At 32.9% G+C, this 26,941-nt stretch carries 19 protein-coding genes; 11 read left to right on the top strand and 8 right to left on the bottom strand.

Annotated elements, in window-relative coordinates:
• Nucleotides 1-2: 2 nt before the first annotated feature.
• Nucleotides 3-446: a 50S ribosomal protein L21 gene (gene rplU, locus LPB248_RS08440; protein ID WP_008466656.1), complete on the bottom strand. Its 444-nt coding sequence runs from the start codon at nucleotides 444-446 to the stop codon at nucleotides 3-5.
• Nucleotides 447-719: 273 nt separating this feature from the next.
• Here rplU and LPB248_RS08445 point away from each other — a divergent pair, with 273 nt between their 5' ends.
• Both LPB248_RS08445 and LPB248_RS08450 read left to right on the top strand, forming a co-directional pair.
• Nucleotides 720-2,042 carry a M16 family metallopeptidase gene (locus tag LPB248_RS08445; protein ID WP_177211040.1) on the top strand — a complete coding sequence of 441 codons (1,323 nt, stop codon included), beginning with the start codon at nucleotides 720-722 and terminating at the stop codon, nucleotides 2,040-2,042.
• 12 nt (nucleotides 2,043-2,054) lie between these two features.
• On the top strand, nucleotides 2,055-4,103 hold the full coding sequence (locus LPB248_RS08450) for a M16 family metallopeptidase (protein WP_177211041.1): 2,049 nt from the start codon (nucleotides 2,055-2,057) through the stop codon (nucleotides 4,101-4,103).
• A gap of 165 nt (nucleotides 4,104-4,268) precedes the next feature.
• On the opposite strand, the gene LPB248_RS08455 is transcribed toward LPB248_RS08450, so the two are convergent.
• Complete coding sequence (locus LPB248_RS08455; RefSeq protein WP_177211042.1) at nucleotides 4,269-5,135, bottom strand: DMT family transporter; 867 nt, start codon at nucleotides 5,133-5,135, stop codon at nucleotides 4,269-4,271.
• A gap of 102 nt (nucleotides 5,136-5,237) precedes the next feature.
• On the opposite strand from LPB248_RS08455, the gene LPB248_RS08460 reads away from it, so the two are divergent.
• The 6 genes from LPB248_RS08460 to LPB248_RS08485 all read left to right on the top strand — a co-directional run bounded on the left by LPB248_RS08460 (nucleotide 5,238) and on the right by LPB248_RS08485 (nucleotide 17,178).
• Nucleotides 5,238-5,615, top strand: a complete 378-nt coding sequence (locus LPB248_RS08460; protein WP_177211043.1) for a heavy-metal-associated domain-containing protein — start codon at nucleotides 5,238-5,240, stop codon at nucleotides 5,613-5,615.
• Between the two features lie 290 nt (nucleotides 5,616-5,905).
• Nucleotides 5,906-6,439, top strand: a complete 534-nt coding sequence (locus LPB248_RS08465) for an OmpH family outer membrane protein (protein WP_177211044.1) — start codon at nucleotides 5,906-5,908, stop codon at nucleotides 6,437-6,439.
• A gap of 67 nt (nucleotides 6,440-6,506) precedes the next feature.
• Nucleotides 6,507-7,028, top strand: a complete 522-nt coding sequence (locus LPB248_RS08470; RefSeq protein ID WP_255462889.1) for a hypothetical protein — start codon at nucleotides 6,507-6,509, stop codon at nucleotides 7,026-7,028.
• 10 nt (nucleotides 7,029-7,038) lie between these two features.
• A complete protein-coding gene (locus tag LPB248_RS08475) occupies nucleotides 7,039-11,775 on the top strand; it encodes an RHS repeat protein (protein ID WP_177211046.1) in 4,737 nt (1,578 codons plus the stop codon).
• Between the two features lie 7 nt (nucleotides 11,776-11,782).
• Nucleotides 11,783-16,525, top strand: a complete 4,743-nt coding sequence (locus tag LPB248_RS08480) for an RHS repeat domain-containing protein (protein ID WP_177211047.1) — start codon at nucleotides 11,783-11,785, stop codon at nucleotides 16,523-16,525.
• Between the two features lie 8 nt (nucleotides 16,526-16,533).
• Nucleotides 16,534-17,178, top strand: a complete 645-nt coding sequence (locus LPB248_RS08485) for a hypothetical protein (protein WP_177211048.1) — start codon at nucleotides 16,534-16,536, stop codon at nucleotides 17,176-17,178.
• 113 nt (nucleotides 17,179-17,291) lie between these two features.
• Here LPB248_RS08485 and LPB248_RS08490 read toward each other — a convergent pair whose 3' ends face one another.
• The 5 genes from LPB248_RS08490 to mutY form a co-directional block, all read right to left on the bottom strand.
• Nucleotides 17,292-17,696 carry a helix-turn-helix domain-containing protein gene (locus tag LPB248_RS08490; RefSeq protein WP_177211049.1) on the bottom strand — a complete coding sequence of 135 codons (405 nt, stop codon included), beginning with the start codon at nucleotides 17,694-17,696 and terminating at the stop codon, nucleotides 17,292-17,294.
• Between the two features lie 158 nt (nucleotides 17,697-17,854).
• A complete protein-coding gene (gldD, locus tag LPB248_RS08495; RefSeq protein WP_177211050.1) occupies nucleotides 17,855-18,415 on the bottom strand; it encodes a gliding motility lipoprotein GldD in 561 nt (186 codons plus the stop codon).
• A 1-nt stretch (nucleotide 18,416) separates the two neighbouring features.
• Nucleotides 18,417-19,712: a gliding motility-associated protein GldE gene (locus LPB248_RS08500; RefSeq protein WP_177211051.1), complete on the bottom strand. Its 1,296-nt coding sequence runs from the start codon at nucleotides 19,710-19,712 to the stop codon at nucleotides 18,417-18,419.
• A gap of 26 nt (nucleotides 19,713-19,738) precedes the next feature.
• Nucleotides 19,739-20,179 (bottom strand): single-stranded DNA-binding protein, encoded by a 441-nt coding sequence (locus tag LPB248_RS08505; RefSeq protein ID WP_008466647.1) that lies wholly within the window; start codon nucleotides 20,177-20,179, stop codon nucleotides 19,739-19,741.
• 36 nt (nucleotides 20,180-20,215) lie between these two features.
• Nucleotides 20,216-21,262, bottom strand: coding sequence for an A/G-specific adenine glycosylase (mutY, locus tag LPB248_RS08510; protein WP_177211052.1), 1,047 nt, complete (start codon nucleotides 21,260-21,262; stop codon nucleotides 20,216-20,218).
• 140 nt (nucleotides 21,263-21,402) lie between these two features.
• Here mutY and LPB248_RS08515 point away from each other — a divergent pair, with 140 nt between their 5' ends.
• From LPB248_RS08515 to LPB248_RS08525, 3 genes are all read left to right on the top strand, one after another.
• Complete coding sequence (locus LPB248_RS08515; RefSeq protein WP_007805026.1) at nucleotides 21,403-21,693, top strand: HU family DNA-binding protein; 291 nt, start codon at nucleotides 21,403-21,405, stop codon at nucleotides 21,691-21,693.
• Between the two features lie 377 nt (nucleotides 21,694-22,070).
• The gene (locus LPB248_RS08520) at nucleotides 22,071-23,615 is read left to right on the top strand and encodes a ribonuclease E/G (RefSeq protein ID WP_177211053.1); all 1,545 of its coding nucleotides are present in this window, start codon (nucleotides 22,071-22,073) and stop codon (nucleotides 23,613-23,615) included.
• 151 nt (nucleotides 23,616-23,766) lie between these two features.
• Entirely contained in the window at nucleotides 23,767-24,558 is a 792-nt protein-coding gene (locus LPB248_RS08525; protein WP_255462891.1) for a hypothetical protein, read from the top strand.
• A gap of 3 nt (nucleotides 24,559-24,561) precedes the next feature.
• Here LPB248_RS08525 and pbpC read toward each other — a convergent pair whose 3' ends face one another.
• Nucleotides 24,562-26,937 (bottom strand): penicillin-binding protein 1C, encoded by a 2,376-nt coding sequence (gene pbpC / locus LPB248_RS08530; protein WP_177211054.1) that lies wholly within the window; start codon nucleotides 26,935-26,937, stop codon nucleotides 24,562-24,564.
• Nucleotides 26,938-26,941 lie beyond the last annotated feature (4 nt).

Below are 26,941 nucleotides of genomic sequence, written 5' to 3' on the forward strand. Positions count from 1 at the left end.
TATTATTCTTTAGTAGTCTCTTTTTTTGCTTTTGGAGCTGCTTTTTTTGCTTTTGGAGCTGCTTCTACTTCTTCAGTAGCTGCTGCATCTTCTGCTACAACCGCTTTTTTAGCTGCTGCTTTTTTTGTTCCTCCTGCTGCAGTAATACCTTCAATTACAATTTGAGTAAGATATTGTCTGTGACCATTTCTTTTTTTGTATCCTTTTCTTCTTTTCTTTTTGAAAACGATAACTTTATCTCCTTTTAAGTGTTGTAACACTTTAGCTTCTACTGAAGCACCTTCTATAGCTGGGGCGCCTAAAGTTACATTTCCATTGTCATCTAATAAAAGAACTTTGTCAAAAGAAACTTTTGAACCTTCTTCATTAGCTAAACGGTGAACATAAACCTTTAAGTCTTTGCTTACTTTAAATTGTTGCCCTGCTATCTCTACGATTGCATACATATCAAATTGATTTATTGAATTTTAAGGTTGCAAATATACAACTAATAATTTACTATGCAACCTATAAAAGCAAAAATATTTCTACCTAAAAAAACCTTGTTTTTCAAGCAGTTCTGCATATAAAACAAAATTAATTTAAAGTAAAAGATTGTTAAAATAGTGTTTATTTAAAAACAATTCTGTAATACATAACTAAAAAAAACTATTTTTGATGTAACCAAAATCAACTCTTGTCGACCTACTCTTGTTGATATTTTAAAATTATTAATCTTTATGAAAAAATCAATAATGATGTTAAGTGCTGCATTAATGCTTGGCGGAGTGGCTCATGCCCAAAAAGTAGCTTTTGAAGAATACGATTTAGACAACGGACTGCATGTCATTTTACACAATGACCCATCTGCTCCAGTTGTTATCACTTCGGTAATGTATCATGTTGGATCAAAAGATGAACGCCCTGATCGAACAGGTTTTGCACACTTCTTTGAGCATTTATTATTTGAAGGAACCCAAAATATAAAACGTGGGGAATGGATGAAAATTGTTACTGCAAATGGAGGAGTTAACAATGCTAACACATCTGATGACAGAACGTATTATTATGAAGTTTTTCCTTCTAACAGTTTAGAACTTGGTTTATGGATGGAATCTGAAAGATTAATGCATCCTATTATTAATAAGGTAGGCGTTGACACACAAAATGAAGTTGTAAAAGAAGAAAAAAGAATGCGTTACGACAATCAGCCGTACGGAAATATTCTGGCAGAGGTTAAGAAAAACATGTTCAAAAACCACCCTTACAGATGGACCACTATTGGTTCCATGAAAGATTTGGACGCAGCAACTCTTGAAGAATTTCAGGCATTCAATAAAAAATTCTATACACCAAACAATGCTGTTTTGGTTGTTGCTGGGGATTTCGAAAAAGCAAAAACAAAAGAATGGATTCAGAAATATTTTGGACCAATTCCAAAAGGTGAAGAAGTTAAAAAACAAACTTTTACAGAAGAGCCAATCACACAAACCATTAAAGCTACTTATGAAGATCCCAATATTCAGATTCCAATGATTGTTGCTTCATACAGAACACCTTCAATGAAAACTAGAGACGCTAGAGTTTTAGACCTTATTTCATCTTATTTAAGTGATGGAAAAAGCTCTAAACTTTACAAAAAAATAGTTGACGACAAAAAAATGGCGCTACAGATTGGCGCTGTAGGATTTAGCCAAGAAGATTACGGAACGTATATTCTTTACGGTCTGCCAATGGCTCCATACACAATTGATGATATTTTAAAAGAAATAGATGAAGAAATTGTAAAAATTCAAACCGATCTTATTTCTGAAAAAGATTATGAAAAATTACAAAACAAATTCGATAACAATTACGTAAATGCCAATGCAAGCGTAGAGGGAATTGCAGAAAATCTGGCTTCTTACTATCTTCTATATGGCGATGTCAATTTAATCAATACTGAAATTGACATCTATCATTCTATTACAAGAGAAGAAATCAGAGAAGTTGCTAAGAAGTATTTGAACCCGAATCAGCGTTTGATTTTAGATTATATTCCGACAGCCAAATCTCAAAACTAAGAATATCGAATCATGAAAAAAATATATACTTTTTTAATCCTTATTTTCCTAACTGGAATTATGCAAGCACAAGATCGTCCACAACCCAAACCAGGAAATGCCCCAGTAGTCAACATCAAAAAACCGCAGACCTTTGTTTTAGCAAACGGAATGAAGGTTTTAGTTGTTGAAAACCACAAATTACCTAGAGTGAGCTACACACTTACTTTAGACAATGCTCCATTTACTGAAGGCAATAAAAAAGGTGTTGACGAATTGACCAGCAGTCTGATTGGAAATGGAACAAAAAAAACAACTAAAGAAGCTTTTAACGAAGAAATTGATTTTTACGGAGCTAATATTAATTTTACTTCTCAAGGTGCTTATGCTAGTACATTATCAAAATATTCTGGACGTGTTTTAGAACTTTTGGCAGAAGGTGCTTTACAGCCAAATTTCACTCAAACAGAATTCGACAAAGAAAAAGCAAAACTTTTAGAAGGTTTAAAAGCCGATGAAAAAAGCGTTCCTGCCATTTCAAACAGAGTGGTTGATGTGTTAGCATTTGGAAAAAACCATCCTAACGGAGAATATCTTTCTGAAGAGACCGTGAAAAATGTCACACTAGCAGATGTTCAAAACAATTACAACACTTATTTTGTTCCAGAAAATGCCTATTTGGTAGTTATTGGCGACGTCAAATTTAAAGACATAAAAACGGCTGTTGAAAAACTTTTCAGCGGATGGAAAAAACAAAGTGCTCCAAAAAACACTTATCCTAATCCTACAAATCCTTCAAATTTGCAAATTGATTTTGTTGATGTTCCAAACGCGGTTCAATCTGAAATCTCATTGGTAAATACTTTAAATTTAAAAATGAGCGATCCAGATTTTTTCCCAGCGGTTATTGCTAATCAAATTCTTGGAGGTGATTTCAACAGTTATTTAAACATGAATCTTCGTGAGCAGCACGCTTGGACATACGGAGCTAACTCAAGTATTGGAAGCGGTAAATATGTAACTAAATTTAAAGCTTCTTCGGCGGTTAGAAATACAGTTACAGATAGTGCAGTTGTACAATTTGTAAAAGAAATTAAACGAATTAGAACTGAAAGAGTTGATCCAGAAGTTTTAAGAAACGTAAAAGCAGGTTATATTGGAAGATTTGTAATGCAGGTTGAAAAACCTCAAGCTGTTGCACGTTATGCGCTAAACATTGAAACAGAAAAACTTCCTGCAGATTTCTACGAAAAATACATTCAAACCATCAATAATGTTACTGCTGACGATATTTATCGTGTTGCCAACAAATATTTTTTATTGGACAATATGAGAATTGTTATTGTTGGAAAAGGTTCTGATGTGATTCCTGGATTAGAAAAACTACAAATTCCGATTTCATATTTCGACAAATATGGAAATCCAGTTGAAAAACCTTCAACAAAAAAAGAAGCCCCAAAAGATATTAGTGCAAAAACAGTTTTCGAAAACTACATTAATGCCATTGGTGGAGAAAAAGCTGTTACCGCAGCAAAAACATTATATATGAACGGTTCAACAACAATTCCGCAAGCTCCTACTCCATTAACTTTTACTTCTAAATTAGATTCAAAAGGAAAAATGATGGTTTCGCTTTCTATGGGAACAATGAATTTAATGAAACAGGTAGTTAATGAAAAAGGCGCTTACGTTGAACAGCAAGGCCAGAGAAAAAACCTTGAAGGCGAAGATTTAGCAGAAATGAAAGCTAACGCAGCCCCATTTGAAGAACTGCAACTTGTAAAAAGAACTGATCTTAAAGTAGAAGGAATTGAACCAATCAATGGAAGCGATGCTTACGTAATTAAAGATGGTAAAACAAAATATTATTACGACGTTAAATCAGGCTTAAAAACTGCCGAATCTAAAGTTCGCGAGCAAGGCGGAAAATCAGTGGAACAAATCACTAATTTCAATGATTACAGAGAAGTAAAAGGTGTTAAAGTTCCTTTTAACCTAGTTCAGAATGTTGGTTTTGAATTAGATATTAAAATGTCTGATATTAAAATTAACGAAGGAGTTTCTGAGAAAGATTTTCTTTAAGATGCTAAGGTTCTGAGATACTAAGCTCCTAAGTGTTTAAAGATTTTAAGGCTTTGTCAAAGTTTGAAACTTTGACAAAGCTTTTTTATTTACTAGGTTTTGTCAAGTTGAGCGGAGTCGAAGGCCATTCATAACTTATAACTCATAATTCATAACTCAAAAAAATCACTTCTTCGCCGACAAATAAACCCCAATCAAAATAATAAAAGCTCCCACAGATTGAATTGGCGTTAGGAATTCGTTATCTAACAATCCCCAGAAAAATGCTACGATCGGAATTAAATACGTTACTGACGTTGCAAAAACCGGCGACGACATTTGAATTAATTTAAAGAAAAGAATATTTGCAATTCCAGTTCCTAAAATCCCAAGAATGGCCACAAAAAGTATCGAATGCTGTGTTTCAGCAAAATGTATTTTTTGACTGATATCGGTTGTGCTTAAAATGATTAATGCAGGTAAAAGCAAAACCGCAAAATTTCCTGTTGTAATACTTACAGAATTTAAATCATGAAGATACTTCTTAATCAGATTCACGTTGATTGCATAACTAAGCGTCGCAATAACCACCAATAAAACATATAAATAGTTTTGAGTTCCACTTGCAGAATCTCCGCTTAAAACTAAAAGCAGACAGCCCACAAGTCCAACAAAGACGCCTAAAACCTGTCGTTTTTGAAACTGAATTCCAAAAGCTATAATTCCCAAAACTAAAGTGTTTAAAGGTGTAAGCGAATTTAAAATCGCTACAATAGAACTATTTACTTGGGTTTCGGCAATAGCAAAAAGATAAGCTGGCATAAAAGTTCCGAACAGTGAAGTTATCGCAACATATTTCCATTGACGGCGCGAAATCTTTTTCAGACTATTAAAACCTACAATTAGCAAAAACAAAGCAGCAAAAATAATTCGGAACGATCCTACCTGAACAGCGCTTAAACCTATCAGTCCTTTTTTTATCAGAATAAAAGAGCTTCCCCAAATAAGAGAAAGAATAGTCAAGTAAATCCACTTTAACTGTTTTGTTTCCATAAATTGCATTTTACTGCAAATTTGTAATTATTTTACGAACTAAGCATTCTCTTTTTATTAATTTTGCAAGAATCTTATTCGCAATTTTTAAATTTATATATAATGAAAATTTCAAAAATCTTATTCGCTGCAACAATCGCTGGTTTAGTATTTGTTGGCTGTAAAAAAGCAGAAGACAAAAGTCTTGAAGTGGTAAATAAAGAAAAAAGCGCTCCAAAAGAACACAAACCAATCGCAGCTGAAAATTTTCAAACTGCAAGTTTCACAATTGACGGAATGACTTGCGCTGTTGGATGCGCTAAAACCATTGAAGAAGAATTAGCCAATCTTGACGGAGTTGAAAAAGCAACTGTCGATTTTGACAAGAAAACAGCAACGGTAAGTTTTGACAAAACAATTCAAAATTCAGAATCTTTAACAAAAGTAGTTCAAGAAACTGGAGACGGAAAAACATATAAAGTTTCGAATTTCAAGTCTTAAACTCTAAATTAACAAACTTAAAAAGGCACTCAAATTTGAGTGCCTTTTTTTGTGTTTTTATTTTCAAAAAAAAATAGCTTCAATGTGGTTTCCCGTAATGAAATATGATTTTAATAATTAATATTTGCATTAATTTAACATTTTTAACATTTGACCTATTTAAAATTTTACGTATCAAAACTAAACCACAAATAATCAATCAATTATAAAACTTAAAAAAATAACAATATACAACTTATTAAATTAACATTTAATTGGCTAGATTTGTTAAAATTATCCCAAGAACAAAAATGAAAAAATTACCTTTGTATGCTGCAGGTTTTGCAGTTTTTTTAAGCATTCTAGCAATTTATTTTGCAAAATCAAGTTCAGAATTAGTATATGTAGATGTTAACAAATTGATTACTGGCTATAGTAAAACAAAAATCGCTAAAGCTGAATTTGATAAAAAAGCTTCTTTAATGAAAGCCAATGTAGATTCTTTGATCAGTAATTGGCAAAACGAATTAAAAACTTACGAAAAAGAAAGAACTGCCTTATCTCCAAAGGAGCTGAAATTAAAACAAGAGCTACTATCTAACAAACAGCAGCAAATTAATGGCTATCAAGAAGCTATTCAGAAAAAAATTCAAGAAGAAGATAAAAAAGTAACCCAAACCGTAATTAACGATATAAACGATTATATCAAAGAATATGGAAAAGAACATAACTACAAAATCATATTCGGTGCGAGTGGTGGAGGAAATATAATGTATGCCGATGACTCAACTGACTTAACAGAAGAAGTGTTAAAAGGTCTTAATGCTGAATATGATAAAAAATAGACTTTTACTATTTCTTATAACACTAATTATTTCCTCTTGCAACAAAAAATTTGATACGCAAGAGGAAATGAACAGTTATATACAAGATGAAGACAATGGTTACGTTTACAAAAAAAATGTAGCCGATGTCGACTATGTTTTACAATATAGGCCAACTGATTTACTTGTAAAACAAGAATTAGGAGACAAACCTAATCCGGCTCAAATAGAGAAATTCAGAAAACAATACGGCAAGTACATGTATTTTAATCTCTCTATGTCAAAAAACGATCAAGAATTATTAAATGGTGTCGCTCAAGACAAAGCCAAATTCGGACAAATGGTAAACGAATTAGCTTTTGGCATGGAGGAAAAACTTCATGTGTATACCCCGGCCAAAGACACCCTAGCCTTAGCCGACTTCATTTATCCAAGAATGTATGGCATGAGCAATTCTACTTCTATTATGATTGTATATCCTCGTGATGAAAAATACCTAAAACAAGAATACCTAAATTTTGTAATAGAAGATTTAGGCCTTCAAACTGGAGATATTAAATTCAAACTCAATACCAAAGCCTTAATAAACGAACCTCAATTAGTCTTTTAATACCACTACCATGACCAAATTCCAAAAACGCCATCGTATTATTGCTACTTTTTTCTTGTTGATCTTTTTCCCAACACTTTTACCTAATAATTTATTTGCTACTAATAATGGCCCTAACTCGTTTGAAGCCGCAAACTTTGAACCTGTTGATGCTGCAGATATGGTTAATTTAGTAACCGGAGATATGTCATATGTACTTCCGTTATTAAATGTTCCCAGTCCAGAAGGAGGCTACCCGCTGGCGTTATCAAATCACGCAGGTATTGCAATGGCTCAAGAAGCTTCTTGGGTAGGACTTGGATGGAGTTTAAATCCAGGAGCAATTAATAGAAGCGTTAATGGCTATCCAGATGATATAGAAATAGGTAATGATAATACATTTATATATGATCAAGGAGGAACAGCAAATTATTACGATGCTGGAGTCGGAATGACTTTTTATAATATTAGTGCCGGTTTAGGGGCTTACTGGGGTTCTAACAAAACTTTCGGAGGAAGTGTTTCATTAGGCGTAGGGGGTTATGCAGTTACTGTAGGCACGGGAACTTTTGGCCCTACTGTAGGTCTTGGTTATGGTGGCAGTCTTGACAATGTAGTGTCAAATATCTCTACCGGAGTATCATTTAACTCATTAAAAGACCAAGGCTCTTATATGGGACCACAAGGGACAGGAGCAAGCTCTAATATAGGATCATTTTCATTAAACAATTATGATGTACAGACATCCTCGGAAAATTATAGTATGGGAATTGCTGGTTTTTACTTTTATTATGGCCATACAAAAGTAAAGTATAGTTTATTTGAAGAACAAATAAAAAAATACACTGGGATATTATACCCAAATAGTGGATCTGACTTAGGCTTAAATCATGATGTAAATAAATTAGTTATTTATAATGATGGAGTTAGCAATATTTCTGACTTGGGAGATTCAACAAAAGACTACTTGAATGACAATGTTTTACTGCCAAATTATGACAAATATAAAGTTCAAGCTCAAGGCCTTTCGGGATCTATAACACCTGCATTTACCTCAGAAACAAGATTAAAGCATGAGAATATATATACAGGAGAATATACAACTGTAACTAACGGCTCAAATAGTTATAATGTCCCTAATCAAAGTATATTTTACAACAACTTTAACAATGATGATACATCTTTAAAATTAAACTATAAAATTTTCTTCGAGTTTGAAAATACAAATTCTTCATTTCTTAGAATTGATCGATCTATCATTAAAAGGGATACAGGTAGTGAAATTATTGATCCTGATTATTCAAGATCCGGGTATCAGACTTATCTTGGCCAAAAATATGCAAAGACCCAAAAAACAGATAAGTTTAATGAAACTTATACAAATGATAATATACTACTAAAAGTTGATGCCAGAACTAATCGTAAAAGAACTGGAAAATCTGTTGAAGCTTTTACTAATTCACAAATTTTATCCGGAACTTCAGCTACTGCAGGTACGTTTATTGAAGCAAATAATTTAAATAGAAACCAACCACAAATATATAGACCAGAATCAATTGGCGGGTATAGAATTACTGATATTGACGGTAAAGTATACCACTATTCTTTACCCGTAATTAACTTCGAAATTTGGTACAAAAATTTTATTGTCCCAACTAATGAAGATTCTAAATTTATGGAAAGAGAATCAAATGTCCCATACGCGACTGATTGGTTACTGACCGCTATCACTGGACCTGACTATGTGGACATTAATGGAAATAATAAAGTTGATCCCCAAGATTACGGATACTGGGTTGAATTTGATTATGGCAAATGGTCTGATGGCTATATCTGGAATGGAAGCTCTGGAAATTACGATACTGTTAAAGGAAGTACAGGAAATGACGATAGATATGAATATTACAGAGGTAGAAAACAAATTTATTATCTTGATGCTGTAAAAACCAGAACCCATACTGCCTATTTTGTAAAAAGTTTACGAAAAGATGCTCAATCAGATGCATTCATGCGATATACAACGCAAGCACCTAATGGCATTGGCTTTGACAAAAATTCAAGTCCCAAAAAATTTACATCAAACTTATTGCAATTTTACCAAGTAGCACCTGTTATTTCCAATTATGGATTACCATCAACATATAAAGAAAACGGTGTTGCAAAGAAGGTTGGATCTGTAAATGGGTATAAAGCTTCATATAGATATGCAGATTTTCCAACACAATATTCATTGAAATTAGACAAAATTATACTCTTAAAAAATGATAAAAACTTAAGTATTAATAAAGCATCCGGAGCAGTATTAACTTCTAATAAAAAAGCATATTTATATGAAAATAGAGGCTTTCAGCTTATATCATGCTTAATTGAAGATAGTCCAGGAAGCCCTGGTTACCATACAATTGGCAATTTAAACGGAGTTTATTTAGCTGACACAAGTACTAACATTAAAGAAATTCCCATACACCAAAATGAAAATGTTATAGATGCAAATGATGTTACAAGTTCAAGTATTGAACAAAACGCAGAAAAAATAATTAATTTTCAATATGATGCTAATTATTCTTTAATGCCTAATTCGTTTCATTCTTCTGCAACAAATAAAGGAAAGCTTACTTTAAAAGCTGTTGAGTTTTTAGGTCATCAAGGCATTGCTTGCATACCTAAATACCAATTTAATTATAATAATACATCTACACCTTTTAACATTAACAATGAAGATGGTTGGGGATATAATAAAGTTGAACCAGCAGCATGGTGCCTCAATGAAATAATAACTCCAATGGGCTCTAAAATAAACATCCAATATGAATCTGATGACTATAATGCTGTAGCAGCAAAATCATATACCTTAACCGGAACTCCAAATTACGGAAAAGGCGGAGGTATAAGAGTTAAAGAAATAAGCTACTCGGATGGAGTTAATATCACTAATAAAACGAATTATTATTATAATCAAACTGGCTTTAATAAAAATCCTTCAGACACAAATTATAAATCGTCTGGAGTAACCTCTTTTGTTCCTTCAAAAGATTTTATGATTTTACCATATGCCTCTGAGCTCCCTCCTCCTGTTATCATGTATAGTAACGTCTCCGTTGAGGAATCAAATGCCGATAATAATACTGTCTCAAAAACAGATTATACTTTTGAAACCCTAACCAATTATAGCAAAAATTCAGGCTCTGTATATAATATTGGAAATTATTTAACCATAAATAAAATACAGGATGAAGCAACAAGTATTCCTAATAACGGTGTTGATTTGCGATTTACAAAATATGATATCAAAAATAGAATTAACAACTTAGGACGTTTACTTTCTGTTAAAAGGTACAATTCAAAAAATCAAACTTCATATTCGCTCAAAAATGAATATCGCGTTTCAACTGATTCTCAAGATGAATTCGGAACGAAACAAGAATCTTTTTTATCACTTTACAATATTGTGCCTGGTAAGCAATACTACACAGTTAATTCTGTAAGTAAAACTTCTTATTCAAACCAATTAACAAAAACTACTACTACACAAAAAGGATATACGAGTAGTATAATATTTGACAAAATTGATTTTTTAACTGGCTTAGCCCTAGAAACTACCACAACAACTAGCGATGGCAAAATAATAAAAAATAAAATTGTTCCTGCTTACACCAAGCCTGAGTATTATAATATGGGATCCCGAGTAGACGACTACCAAAGCAAAAATATGTTATCTCAAACTGCTGCTAATTACACCTACTTAAAAGATGGAACCTCTTTTAAAATAACAGGAGTTGATATTACGACGTGGAGCAATGTCTGGGCTTATAAAGATATTGCTGGCAATAAAATGGAACCTTCCAATACAAAAGAAAAAATCTGGAGAAAACACAAGTCTTATGTTTGGAACGGAAGTAAAGATGCCAATGGTATTTTTCTAAATTATACAGATACACAAACAACCAAAGATGATGGGTTTAATTGGTTAGTACCTTCAGCAGCTGGATTTGATGTTACCCAATCTCCTCAATGGAAGCAAGTATCAGAAATTACTATGTATGATCATTATTCAAATCCTCTTGAGATAAAAGGTATAAATAAAAATTATGTCACAAGTAAAATGGGAAATTTTGATTCTAAATTAACCGTAAGTGGAAATGCACGCTATGGTGAAATCTTTTATTCTAGTGCAGAAACCAATGATAATGATGGAATCTGGATAGATCCTGAAATATCTGTAACTAATAAATCTATGTTGAGTGGCTTTACTTTTCATACAGGTAAGCAGTCAGTTGAAACAACATCAACATTAAAAATGACAGTATCCATGAAAAACAACGAACATAAGTCTGGCAGATACAAAATATCTGTTTGGGTCGAAAAGAGCAATAGCTCAAAAGCAGTTATAAAAGTAAACGATATTGCAATTCCACTTGTTAATGACAACATTACTGCAGGAAACTGGCAACTTAAAACTGCTTATGTACAGCTCCCTAAAACAACATGTACAATTGATTTTTGTTCACTTGATGCTTCAAAAGTGTATTTTGATGACCTAATGATTCGTCCAGTTTCTTCTTCTATAGTAGGTTATGTATACAATGAGTGGGGAGAATTAACTTATACTGTAAATAACAGTGGACTAGCAACTAAATTTGAATATGATGCTGCAGGCAGAGTTATCAAAACATCCGTTGAAGTAGTAGATGATGCTGCAAATGGTGTGACCGCAGGAGGATTCAAAGTAGTAAAAACCAATATATACAATAATAGATATTTAAATTAATCAAGTTATGAAAAGATACATTTACATAATACTGTACATAATCGGTTTTTTAAATTTCACCATTTCTTACTCTCAAGAAACATCAAAACCAGCCACAACTCAACGGATCATAGAGCCCATCGACCCAGATTGCGAGGAATACGAAAAGTACGCATGGTTTTATGACAATGACGGTGATGGAGCTGGAGACCCTAATTATTCTCAAATGGCCTGTTCTAAACCACCTGGAAAATGGGTCAGCAACAACAATGACTGTAACGATAACAATATAGATATAACTTATTACGTTTGGTATTACGACAAAGATCATGATGGATTTGGTGATCCCAATTATCCAGCATATGGCTGCAATCCGCCTACAGACTATGTTGCTAATAATTTGGATTGTGATGATAATAATAAAGATATTAACCCTAATACAAAATGGTATTTAGACACTAACGGAGATGGAATTGTATCTGATTTAGACGGTTCGCCAATCATAAGCTGTACCAAACCAACAGGTAATTATTATTCCTTAGCTATAGATAAAAACAATCATTGGATACATGAAACCACTTACGATATAAAAGGAAAAGCAATAGGAGCTTCAAGAACTTATTTTGATAATTTAGCCAAACCTAATGTTAGTTTAGTAAAAGATTTTGCGTGGGATAAAGTTTGGGGCACTGAAACAATTTATGACAATTTTGGCAGACCTGATAAAACATCCTTTATAGCTCCATCACCTCTTAATACATTTGAAAAAACAAATTTTTTAAAAAGTAATGCAGAAGCAGCAGCTGGATCTTCGCCCACAAGTCTTCCGCTTACAAATATTACATCAAGCAATAATTATAAGGCAACACAAACAATAACTGCAAATGGTATAGTAAGTTCTGGACTAAATGTTACTTTAACAGCACCTTCCATTATTTTAAGTGATGGATTTAGTATTACGGCTACCACAGGAAGTGCTTTCAAAGCGACAGCAGCATACTTATCAGATAATTCAGCCAATTCGAGTCTAGCCAATTATTATAGCGATAATAATACCGATGAGCCATATCAGGCTACAGCAACGCATCCTTTTTCTCAAATGAATTACGATTCTTTAGATCCTGAAAATGCAATAAATGTTGTAGGAGGAAATAAAATAAATGGAGAATGGAAAACTGGATATTCATACACAGTTCCTGCGGCGCAAGAAATGTATTATGTATATGGTACCTCCTTCTTTGATACCTCAAAAGATATTGAATTATATGTTTCAAAAAAAGAATATCCTCAATATGATAATTTTGGTCTTTCAGCATACTTTTTAAAGATTATAACATCAGAAAGCAACGTTCTTGCTGTTGAATCAATACCTGGTGCTAATTTTAATATTATGATGCAATTAGGAGCATATTCATATGCTGTAAAGGCAAATTCGCCATTAGAACGAGGAAAATTATACAAAATGATTATAAATGGGGAAACTAAAATAGTTCAAGTTTTTAACGAAATAAGCTACCGAAACACAACCGGAATAAATAACATTGATGTAAATAATCCTTTGACAATTTTAGCTGGCAGTTGGAACACTTTTAGCGAAATAAATACATTAAACCAGACTATTAATGTATCAAACGACACAAACAACCTAATTGTTGATTTAAAATGTGCCAAAACAATTTCAATTGATGCAAATGGTGTAGAAAATGTTTCATTTACTGATATTGAAGGAAAAATTTTGGCAACAGCAAAATCTGGTGGAACATTACCTTATTTAGTAAAATCATTAATTGGTCCTCAAGGTTATGTAGATATACATTTGCCAATAGGTTGCGGTGGAAGTATTAATTTCTTAGGAAATTCATCTTTGTATAATGTTTATGATTTAAAAACAGGCAGTTTAGTAACTTCAAAATCTAATATACCATCTGGAGTTTATAGAATTGAATTAACAAATAAACCAATTTCTGCACTAGGACTAACTTACATCAACAAAACAAATAAAAGCATTAACAATGTTGTAGCAGAAGATCTTGGAGTTACTTACAATGTAAATTATTATGATTATGCTGTGAATATTTACAACAAAACTGGTCAATTAACAAAATCTATACAACCTAATGGCTATACCAATAACACTTCAATAGTTGACAGTCCTAGCCATATGGCCAGCACAAATTTCTCATCAACATATAGTTACAATTCTTTAGGACAACTGACTACAGTTAATAGCTCTGATGAAGGAATAAGCAACTTTGTTTATAGAAAAGACGGTAACATTCGTTATTCTCAAAATGCTCTTCAAGCAAAAAACTCCCAAGTTTCTTATACAAATTATGATGGTCTTGGCAGACCTATAGAAAGCGGTGTAATTACTGATGCCCCAGGAGTATGGACATTAGCTTCAACTTCGGCAGATACAGATGTAGCAATATCAACAAACACTTCTGAAAGATTATTTGCAATTTATGACTATCCAGAAAACATTACAAATGATGACAATTCACTGCCAACACCATATTCTCTAACCATTCCTTCTTCATTAAGTCTAGCAACTTTAGCCCCTTCTTTGACTAATTCACAGAAAAATCTGTCAGGAAATCTTGCTATAACATACAAAGCAGATACAGGCAATACAATAAATAGCATAACCTGGTACAGTTATGATTCTTATGGTAGAACAGAATGGATTGCTCAATATACTGATGGTATTGGCATCAAAACTACTTATTATGAATACGATCACAATGGAAATATTAAAAGAACATTATTCCAAAAAGGTAATGCTTCAGAACAGTTTGTACATCAATACACTTATGATTCTAACAATGGTAAGCTAACAACAGTACAAACGGCAACCAGTTTATCACCTGAAAACTTTACAACCCATGCAGATTATACGTATTACAAAACTGGCGAATTAAAAAGAATAAACATTGGACAAGGAACACAAGGCCTTGATTATGTATATACTCTGGGAGGGCAACTTAAAAGTATTAATCATCCTAGTTTAGAAGCATCTAAAGATCCTGGAGGAGACAGTAATGATGTATTTGGATTAACACTAGACTATTATCCAAGTGACTATTTGAGAACCGGGAGAAATATAACTTCTTCTCCAACAGCAGGCGCAGATTATAACGGAAATATCAAAGCTGCTCGTTGGACCAATAAAGGTTTTAATGATGATTTCTCTGGTGGAACTGCTAAACCAAAAGCATATTTATATAGCTATAATCGTAACAATTGGCTAAGCAATGCCACATACGGAAGTGCAGACCCTAATAATGCTATAATAACTCCTTCGGGCAGTTATAAAGAAGGTGATCTTACCTACGACCCTAATGGTAATATTTTAACCATGAAACGCAGCAATGCTGTAGGGAATACTCAGGATGATCTAAATTACGGCTATTACTCTGGGAAAAATCAATTAAATTATGTTAAAGACAATATTACCAATTCTCCTACCAATTCTGCTGATCTTGGTAACCAAAATCTGGATAATTACAAATATGATGAAATTGGCCAATTAACACAAAATATTTCAGAAAACTTAAAGTATCTTTACACTACACAAGGATTGGTTAGTGAAATACAAAAAGACAACCATACACTTGTAAAGTTCTTATATAATGAAAGGGGACATTTAGTAAAAAAAGAAAACTATGCAACTGCTAACCCATATGGTTTAGATAAAACTACATTTTATGCAGTAGAGCTTTCTGGCAATGCACTAGCTATATATAATTTTTCTAATAGTGGGGTATTGCTTTCAAGAGAAAATAACATTTATGGCTTGAGCCGTTTAGGAAATTGCAACAGCACAGTACCAAATGTATTTAATTACGAGATTACCGACCATTTAGGAAATGTTAGAGCCATAGTGCGCAAACCTTCTAGCGGTAATATTACACAATCGTCTATTGATTATTATCCTTTTGGCGAGCAACTTCCTGGCAGAAGTGTATCTATAACAAATTCCCGCTATGCGTTTCAAGGACAGGAATTGGATCAAGCTATAGGAATGGAAACATTTCAATTACGTTTATGGGATGGACGTTTAGGAAGATGGTTAAATCCAGATCCACAGGGTGAATTTGCAAGTCCTTACTTAGGTATGGGGAACAACCCGATATATTTTGTTGACAAAGCTGGTGATACAATTAGACCTTATAGTCAAAAAGATTTTGCTAGAGTACAGAGTTTAAAACAAAGATTGGCCAGCAAAGATTTGGCTTATTTCAATATGTTAGAAAATTTAAGCACAGACATCTATATATCATATGACAACACACTAAAGACATATATGCATAATAATCGACAATATAGTGTACATGGACAAGCAATTCCGGTAGCAAATAGCCATCCTAATTTTGACATCATTCCAAATGATCTACGAATTGGGAATACGACATATGGACCATTGTCTTACTCCTTAATTACTCACGATAGCCAGTTTCCTTTAATAAAGAATGTTGTAAACACTAGTAATTTTAACGTAGCTAATGACTTCTTTATCAATAAAATGAAATACAAAATTGACCGAGTAAACATTCAAATGAAGAATGGAATTGAAGCAAACCCTCTTGATGAATTAGAGACTGCTTTTCACGAATTGGGGCATGCAGAGTTTTATATAAAAAATCCTTTTTCTGCTTGGATCTGGAATATTATAGATCAATATGACCTAGCAAATGGTGCTGGTCATGGAACTTACAATCCAAATGGCTTACATGCTAGAGAAATGGCACGAAAAGCGAGTAATAAATAGTTTTTAAAATGAAAAATTTAATTGTATTTTTGTTAATTTCTTCATCAATTTCAGGACAAAATCTAGATGATTATCATTTAGATTTAATTAAAAAAAATATCCTTACCTACAGAATATTTTTTTTGTCTCATACGATTGATTCTGAATACAAATTCAACTATGAATGCCTTTTACCTACTTTTGGTTGGAATCTTAGAATAGAAAGTGAAGTTGAAACAATTTCATTTCCTGAAGAGAAAAAATATACTTTTTTTAAGATATCAAACAATAACTATTCATATTTAAAATTTGACTCACAAGATAATTTGATTGTGGATAAGTTTGATTGTGGCTACATCCCCTTTAGCGAAAAGTTTTTAATTGCAATAAATGGCAAAGAAATCCTATTCATTTCTGGAATGTTTTTTAAAAGTCCGATATCTCATTTCTTTAGACTTGATAAAAAAAAACCTGTTACATTTCTGAGTTTCTTAAACCTAAAATTATACAATTATAGCATTTATAATATTAAATTCAAGAAAGCAAACCGTAAAAAAATAGTTTTTAATGGTCTAATTTCAAATGAAACCGTAACAATTGAAATTAACCCAAAAAATTATGATGACATTAAAGTGTTTTACAATAATATTAAAGGACATGTAGCTATAAAATAAAGTTTTCTTCTTAGAATATTCTTTTACTTAGATGTACAAAAAATTTATTTATCTATACTTAAAAAGAAGGGGAATCTAAATAATTAGATTCCCCTAAATTATACATCAAAAAATTACTTCTGCTTCAACAATTTCTCTAAATAAGCATTCTTCTCTTTTTCAGACTCTAACAGACGCTCATATAGTTTTCTATTTTCATCTACAAGTTCCATCATTTTATCTAACGGATTAAAAGTACAGTGATTATTGAAAGTTCCAGCACTTTGGTCAGTGAAAGTATTAAAATAATTTATCATATTTTCTTCAGAAAAATTCTTAATTGCTTCCACAGTTACACCAAGAGCTTTTGCTACTTCTTTGAGTTTATCATCATCAATAGTTTCACTGTTTTCCATCGCAGAAATAGCTTGTTGATTAGTTCCTAAAGCTTGAGCTAATGCCTCCTGCTTCATATCTTTCAGTTCACGAATGCGGCTTATTTTTCGCCCTATATGACTTGGTTTCGTTAATGTGCTCATAATTCAAAGGTAATAATTAGGAATAAAAAATAAAGCAATCCGTAAAAAACATCACTATTTTGGTATGTTACAGATTCAGTCTATCAACTTTAAACAAAAATATAATTTTTCTTACATTTAAAACAAAAAAAGGATTCAAATTGAATCCCTCTATATTTTTATTTCCATTTTAATGTTTCCATCAAACGCTGCATATCGTTTTTAACATAACTCGCCGCAGGCATAATCGAATCAAAGTTTGGCTTGGCGTAAAAGTACATCGAACCAATTAAAAAGTGCTTTGTACTGTCGGTAACGTAGAACTGAGAGTTTGTGGCTGCGTTTCCGTCTACTTGATAAAACATTCCGTAAACCTTTTTCTGCGGATTTAGATACGGCTGTTCCAAAATATCATCGGCTTTAATAACGTGCTCGTAAGTGAGTTTTTGAGCGTCGCGTAGTAATTTATCAATATTGCCATTTACGGGCTTATAAGTCAAATAAATGGTCGCTTTCATCTTTGGATAGGTGATTGCGAAACCGCATTCTTTTTCGCCTTTTATAATAGCATCTTCATTCATCTCGAAAGTGAACGGGCAAGTGTTTTCAAAATTCACATATTTTGCTTCTGGATAATCTAATCTCAGATAACTCGCTGGTTTTGGCAAAACATCATTTTTACAGCTTATAACCGTTAGCGCAAGCAAAATTGCTGATATTGAAAGTATTTTATTAAGCATTTTAATTTATGGTTACTTTTATTTGTTTTACACGCTTTTTATCAACTGTTTCTACGGTGAAAATACAGTTTTCGAAAGGTATTTTTTGATCTTTTTTCGGGAAATTACCTAAAATCTCCAGAATAAATCCAGCTAATGTTTCGGCTTCACCTTTGTGGGCTTCAAAAACATCTTCGTCAACATCTACAATTCTGTAGAAATCTTTCAAGTTTATTTTTCCTTCAAAAAGAAAATTATTTTCATCGATTTGTGAGAAGTTTAGATTTTCATCATCAAATTCATCACTAATATCACCAACGATTTCCTCGATAACATCTTCTAAAGAAACCAATCCAGAAGTTCCTCCGTATTCATCAACCACAATTGCTAAATGGCTTTTTAAACTTTGAAAATCCTTTAATAGATTATCTAACTTTTTATTCTCAGGAACAAAGAAAGCTTCTCTAATTAAAGAAGTCCAGTCAAATTCTTCTTTATCAATATGAGGCAATAAATCTTTTACAAAAAGCACACCTTCAATCTGATCAATATTATCTCTATAAACCGGAATTCTCGAAAAACCTGTCTCTATTATTTTAGGATAAATTTCTTGAAATGTTTCTGATATTTCCAATGCAAAAATATCAATTCTTGGACTCATTACCTGTTTTGTGTCAGTATTTCCGAAAGAAACAATACCTTCCAAAATTTTTTGCTCTTCCGTTGAAGTTCCTTCCGAATCTGTAAGTTCCAATGCCTGAGAAAGTTGATTGACAGAAAAATTACTTTTTTGCTTTCCTAACTTATTCTGAAAATATATCGTAACAGCACGCATTGGCAAACTGATCGGAGTAAGCACTTTATCTAGAAATGCCAGCGGATAAGCAACACGTTTAGCAAAACGAACACTATTTCTACTTGCATAAACTTTAGGAAGCACTTCGCCAAATAGCAAAATAAGGAAAGTGACCAAGATTACTTCGAGCGTAAATTTAAAAGCAGGAGAACTAACATTGGAAAAAATATTCTGTCCTAAATAAGCAAATAGAATTACTACGCCAATATTAAAGAAGTTATTGGCTACCAATAAAGTCGCGAGAAGCTTTTTAGGCTTTTCTAATAAATTTGAAATAATTTTTCCTTTTGCAAGATTATCGTTTAAAGTCTCATCGATGTCTTGCTGTGATAAAGAAAAAAGAGCCACTTCAGCTCCTGAAACAATTGCTGAAAGAAATAACAAAATAAAAATTCCGACGAAACCAATAATTAGATTGGCGTCAAGATTGGTAGAAAAAAGTAAACTGGGCTCTGGGTCCAAATTGCATAAAATTAGTTAGACATCTATTAGAAAGGCAGATCATTAATCGGAAGCCCTTCATTAGCAGCATCAAAGTTAGTATTTTTTGCTGACTCTACATCTTGGTTTTGTTTTGTATATGCAGTTTCTTTTTTGGTAGTCAGAAAAGTAAACTCTGTAACTTGAATTTCTGTAGTATATTTTGTCGTTCCATCTTCCGTCTGCCACTGACGAGATTTTATTCTTCCTTCGACATAAATTTTATCTCCTTTAGAAAGATATTTTTCGCAAATTTCTGCGGCTTTATTACGCACAACCAAATTATGCCATTCTGTAGAAGTAATCTTCTCATTGGTCGTTTTATTGATATACACCTCATTGGTAGCCAATTGAAAACGTCCGATGCAGTTTCCTCCATCAAAATAATGCATCTTTACATCATCGCCTAAATGGCCAATAAGCATCACTTTATTTAATGTTCCGTTCATAGTTTTTGGTGGTATTTCTCCCAAAGATACATTTTTTTAGCAATTTATTTCTTGCTTTTCTATAAAATTATATATCGCAATAGGAAAAGGAAAAGTTTTTAATTTTTGAGAATCCACTCCGTTTTTAATTTCCTCTTTTACTTTAATTTTCCAGAATTGCATGTGTAAATGCTGATGTGAAAGTTTATGTATTAAGGTCGATTCGCTGTAATCTTCTATACTTATAATAGTATAATCTGAAAAAATTTCGTTCTTAGCCTTTTTAGAAACCAAATCGAAATCGGCAATGGCTTCTGTTTCTAATAGTGGAAACTCATATAAATTATGCCAAATTCCTTTTGCCGTTCTTTTTTGAATCAATGTATTTCCTAAAACATCTTCTAAAATCAAATAATTAAAGTAACGATTGGTTACTTTAAGTTTTTTAGATTTTACTGGAAGCATATTTACCTTTCCTTTTTGCAATGCGGCGCAGCTTTCGTTAAAAACACAAACAGAACAATCAGGACTTTTGGGCACGCATTGCAGTGCGCCGAACTCCATTATCGCCTGATTAAAAACTGCAGGATTATCTTTAGGCATTAATTCCTGAGCCAAAGCAGCAAACTCTTTTTTAGTTGCAGGAAGCGCAATATCAGACTCAATATCAAAATAACGAGATAATACTCGAAACACATTTCCGTCTACCACAGGAACCGATTCATTATAAGAAAAGGAAGCAATTGCCGCCGCCGTATATTCTCCAACTCCTTTTAGTTTTAAAAGTTCATTATAAGAATCAGGAAAAACACCATTTAAATCATTACTTATATATTGAGCCGTTTTATGAAGATTTCGAGCACGAGAATAATATCCCAAACCTTGCCAAAGTTTCAAAACTTTCTCTTCTGGAGCATCTGCCAAATCTTTTACTGTAGGAAATTCTTTAGTAAACGAAAAAAAATATGGCATTCCTTGCGCAACTCGAGTCTGTTGAAGCATAATTTCTGAGAGCCAAATTTGGTATGGATCAACCGTTTTTCGCCACGGTAAATCACGCTTGTTCTGTAAATACCATTTTATCAATATGTTATGAAAATCCATTGCAAAATACTTAGATTGCAAAAGTAAATGTTTATGTAATTAAAATTTAACGAATTAGCTTGATTAATTATTTTTTTAATTCCTATATTTGCAAACTCAAAAAAATAGTACACCATTTATAAAATAAAATAGGAAAGAAAATGACGAAAGCAGATATCGTAGCGAAGATTTCAGAGAAACTAGGTCTTGAAAAAGGAGACGTTCAAGCAACAGTAGAAACTTTTATGGAAGAAGTGAAGACTTCTTTAGAAACTGGAGACAATGTATACCTTAGAGGTTTCGGTAGTTTTATCGTTAAAACTAGAGCTGAAAAAACTGGAAGAAACATTTCTAAAAACACTACTATTAAAATTCCAGCACACAACATTCCTGCGTTTAAACCTGCAAAAGTTTTTGTAGAAGGGGTTAAAACAAACAACGAAGCAAAATAATATTAATTAACATAAATCGACACAATATGCCAAGTGGTAAAAAAAGAAAGAGACATAAGGTAGCTACTCACAAACGTAAAAAAAGAGCGAGAGCTAACCGCCACAAAAAGAAAAAGTAGTTTTAAACTACTTTTTTCTTTTTAAACGTTCATTGAAATTGGAGTTTGACAATCTCAGTCACAGATTACAGTTTGCAGCCTAAAACTGCATACTGCCACTGAAAACTGATAACTAACTCCACCGGGTTAATACCTGTTAAAAATATTGTTTAATCCATCCTTGTAGAAGTTGATGATTTTTGTTTTTTGTTTTTGGTTTCTTTACCAACAACTATAAACAAGCAACCGACAACCAATTCACGGATAAAAATTTACAGTGTGAATAAAGAATTAATCATTAGATCTAGTTCTGATGCAGTAGATTTTGCCTTATTAAAAGATGGAAAACTAATTGAATTACACAAAGAAGAAGAAAAAAGCAACTTTCAGGTTGGCGATATTTTTATCGCTAAAATCAGAAAACCAGTTGCCGGACTTAATGCTGCTTTTGTAAATGTAGGTTTCGAAAAAGATGCCTTTTTACATTATCATGATTTGGGTCCAAATCTAGCTTCTCAGCTGAAATTCATAAAACTTGTAAGCGCAGGTAAATTAAAAGATTTCTCCCTAAAAACCTTTCAGTTTGAAAAAGAGATTGACAAAGATGGCATCATTACTGATATTTTAAGTGCCAATCAATCTGTCTTAGTTCAAGTAGTCAAAGAACCTATATCGACCAAAGGTCCAAGAATAAGCGCTGAGCTTTCTCTTGCCGGAAGATTTATCGTTCTAGTTCCTTTTTCTGATCGTGTTTCTATTTCTCAAAAAATAGAAGACAAAAAAGAAAAGGATCGTCTAAAAAAACTTGTTCTATCGATCAAACCTAAAGGATTTGGTGTTATTGTTCGAACAGTAGCCGAAGGCAAAAACGTAGCCGAATTAGAAAAAGATTTGCAGAACCTGCTAGGCAGATGGTCTGCAATGTGTAAAAAATTACCAACTGCTCATCATCCATCAAAAGTGTTAGGAGAGCTTAACAGAGCTTCTTCGATATTAAGAGATGTATTCAATGATACCTTTAGTGGTATTCAAATAGATGATGAAGAGTTGTACCATCAAACGAAGGAATATCTGCAAGAAATTGCTCCTTCAAAACAATCGATTGTTAAGTTTTATCAATCAAATGACACCCCAATTTTCGAGAAATACAATATAGAGAGACAAATCAAAACTTCTTTTGGCCGAACTGTTTCCATGAGTAAAGGTGCTTATCTTATTATAGAACACACCGAAGCTCTTCACGTTATAGACGTAAATAGCGGAAACCGTTCCAATAAAGCAACCAACCAAGAAGACACAGCCATGGAAGTTAATATGATTGCCGCTGCAGAAATTGCAAGACAACTTCGTCTTCGTGATATGGGTGGTATAATCGTAGTTGATTTTATCGATATGTCTAATCCTGAAAATAGGAAAGTTTTGTTCGACTTCTTGCGAGAAGAAATGAGCGACGATAAAGCAAAGCATAAAATATTACCGCCTAGTAAATTTGGTTTAGTCCAGATTACAAGACAGCGAGTAAGACCAGAAGTTAATATCAAAACCAGAGAAGAAGATCCTAACAAACATAATGGTGAAATTGAAGCTCCCATTTTAATCATTGATAAGATCACTGCTGATTTAGAAAGACTTCTAAAAACCCACAACAACGTTGTGCTTAATACACATCCGTTTGTGGCTGCATACCTCAGTAAAGGTTTTCCATCATTACGTTCAAAATGGTTTTTTGAACATAAAAAATGGGTGAAAATCATACCTCGTGACGCTTACACGTATTTAGAATACCATTTCTATGATAAAAAAGGAAATGTTATTACAGAATAAAAAACAAAGAACCGCCTTTCATGAGATTGGCGGTTTTTTTGTGCTTTTTTTTGCAAAATCTTTTTGTCGTATACTAACAATAAAAAAGCCTATGTCTTTACAAAATATTTATATTTTAAAGTAAGTTTATATCATTGTTAAAAGATAAGAAATGAAAATTGTTATGGCTTATATTTTTGAAAAACATGTTATTTACCCTCTCGTAATAATCCTTTTTTTGCTTTCTTCGAAAGTGATTGCACAAAACGATACTATCTTTTTTGATAAAAAATGGAAAACATCTACTAAAGAAGCCGCTTTTTATTACAGAATTAAGCCTTCTAAAATTAAAACCAAAGATGCCATAGGCTATAAAATAAAAGATACCGACTCTCTTTTTGTAATTAATGACTATTACCTCACTGATAACAAACTTCAATTTAGAGGATATTCGACAGATTATGACGGAGAATATTTAGTGGGCAAAGCAGAATGGTTCAGCGAAAACAATAATCTTCTCGATTCAAGAGATTTTAATTATAAAAATTACAATAAAAACAAATTCGAATTCCCCAAATGGCCAATTCTATATCTAGATTATAAGATTGCAACAAAAAATCAATTTATAGGTGGACTCGAAATCTGCTTGGATTGTAAAAATGACAATAAACTATTTTTAGGCGCGGGCTACGGAATAACATCTTATAATGGCACCTATTATGGCTTACCAGATTTGCATTTATCGTACAACGCAGCTTATTTTTTATTTATTAAAGGTGGAGTTTCAGATAAACATGCCTACGCACTGACAGGAATTTCACTTTTTAATATGATGGATCTAGGTTTTGGCTATTCACAACAATTTAACAACAACACAACCCCTGTAATCAAAGGGTTTACCTTTGGCGCTACTTTTAGATTTACCAATAGCAATACGGTCTATAGCTCCCTTAAAATGATGTAATAATTACTCCCTGACAATCTCAATTCTCCTTCTAATTTCATTTCCCGAAGCATCTACAACCGTAATATAATGTATTCCTGTTGTTGGCGTAATGGGTAATTCATGAAATGTTTTGGTTGTGGCTTTATACACATCGTCTACATACCAAAATAATTCTTTATCTCTTTCAGAATATGCTACTTTTAAAATTACGGGCTGCACGTTGCTGTTAAAGTCCTTTGTCAAATAGATTTTACTATTTGCTTTTGGATAAATAAAATCCATTGTAGTGGTTTGTGTTCCTTCACAACCCTCTTTGAATGGAGGAAGCGGCAAATATTCGATATGCTGGCTTTTATAATACCATGCCATAACAGGAGGCAATACAAACCAATTTTTAGTCACAATATTTTCGACACTTTCACAACTGCTGTTAACCTGAAATTGTTCTGTTTTATCTAAATGAATTGTTCTGTGATACGGACAAACTTTAGTCGTTTTTCCTTTTTTAGTAACCCATTGTTTAATTTTCGGACAATTGTCTTTTGCCAGATAGCCACTTAAACGGCAGACCTCAACTTCCGCTAAATCATTATACGGAGCATCAAACCATCGTTGTCTCGGCAGTAAATTAAAAACATCAAATAAAATTGGCGCAGCACTGGTTACTCCGGTCAAAGTTGGCCTTCCCTCACCTGTAGCATTTCCAACCCAAATTCCAACTACATATCTTGAATTTGTTCCAATAGCCCACGCATCTCGATTTCCGAAACTTGTTCCCGTTTTCCATGCAATTTTTAAAGAACTGTCATAAAACTTCCAGGCTTCATCTCCTTCTGGCCTATTAACCTCTTCCATTGCGTTATACGTTAGCCAAATAGATCCTGCGCCCAAGATATTCTTTTGATCAGTTTCAGAGCCAAAATCGGGCTTAAAATCGTTTTTATAATTGAGCTCGGCAAACTCATTGGTTCTATATTGCCCTTTATTTTTAGTGTAATAATTGACCGTAGACGAAAGATTTGCATACGTTCGGCATAAATCCCATAAATTACTTTCGGCACCACCCAAAATAAGCGATAAACCATAATGATCTGGGGTTTTATTTATGTTCTTTAATTTAAATTTCTGAAGTTCTTCATAAAACTTGTTTACAGTAAATTCCTGAAGCATTAAAACCGCAGGAATATTCAACGAACGTGATAAAGCACGATGTGCAGGCACAGCTCCATCAAAAGTTAAATTAAAGTTTTGAGGTGTATATCCTGAAATCTGCGTTGGAATGTCCGCAACTAAAGTATTCGGCAACAATTCGCCATCATCGAGCATTGCGCCATATAAAAGCGGTTTTAAGATACTTCCAGTACTTCTTGGCGCATCAATAATATCTACATCTTTTTGATGATCTGAATCAGTTGGAGAATTCCCTACATAACTAATTACATTTCTGCTTTGAACATCAATAACCAAAATGGCAAGATTATGCACTTCATTCTGCTTATATTGATTGTAATAATATCTCGCAATTTGGTTGACACGATTTTGCAAAGCATAATCAATCGTCGTTTTTACTCTAGTTCCTTCTTCATTTTTTGCCACTCTTTGCAACAAATGAGGTGCGATTTGAGGCAGATCATACGGTTTTTGAGGCAAAGGTTCTTCTACAGAAAGTTCATACGTCTGCTTGTCGATTACGCCTTCCTGATGCAGTTTTAATAAAAGTCGGTTTCGTTTATTTAGTAATTTAATCTGATTTTTTCCTGGATAAATTAAACTTGGTGCATTCGGCAAAACGGCTAAAACTGCATTTTCTGCCCAAGATAACTGATTGGATTGCACTCCAAAATAACGCCATGAAGCCATTTCTAATCCCACAACATTTCCTCCAAATGGCGCATGCGCCGCATACATTTCGAGAATTTCATTTTTAGAATAACCTAATTCTAATCTTGTAGCGAGAATAATTTCTATTAGTTTTTCAAAATACGTTCTATTTTTTCCTTTTCTTGATAATCGAATAACTTGTTGTGTTAATGTACTTCCGCCTCTGACAACTTTTCCTGCTTTTCTATTTTGTTTAAAAGCATTGATCATCGCACCAGGATTAAAACCGGGATGTTTATAAAAATATTCATCTTCAAAATAAACGATGCATTTCTTGAATTTATCTGGAACACTGTCCTGTGCCGGAAAACGCCATTGTCCATCTCGGGCAATTTTAGCTCCTAGAAGTTCTCCTTCTTTACTTTCAATTACTGTAGAATACGGTTCTTTGAACAAAGTTCGAGGTATCGAAAAATAGTAAATCAGCAAGAGCAGAAATGCAATTGCTGATTTAATCTTATTTCTTTTTATCCAGTTTATGATGCGTTGGAAAAACGCTTTAATTTTATTTTTCAATGCT

Source organism: Flavobacterium sp. LPB0248 (genome assembly GCF_013388355.1).
Lineage (GTDB): Bacteria > Bacteroidota > Bacteroidia > Flavobacteriales > Flavobacteriaceae > Flavobacterium.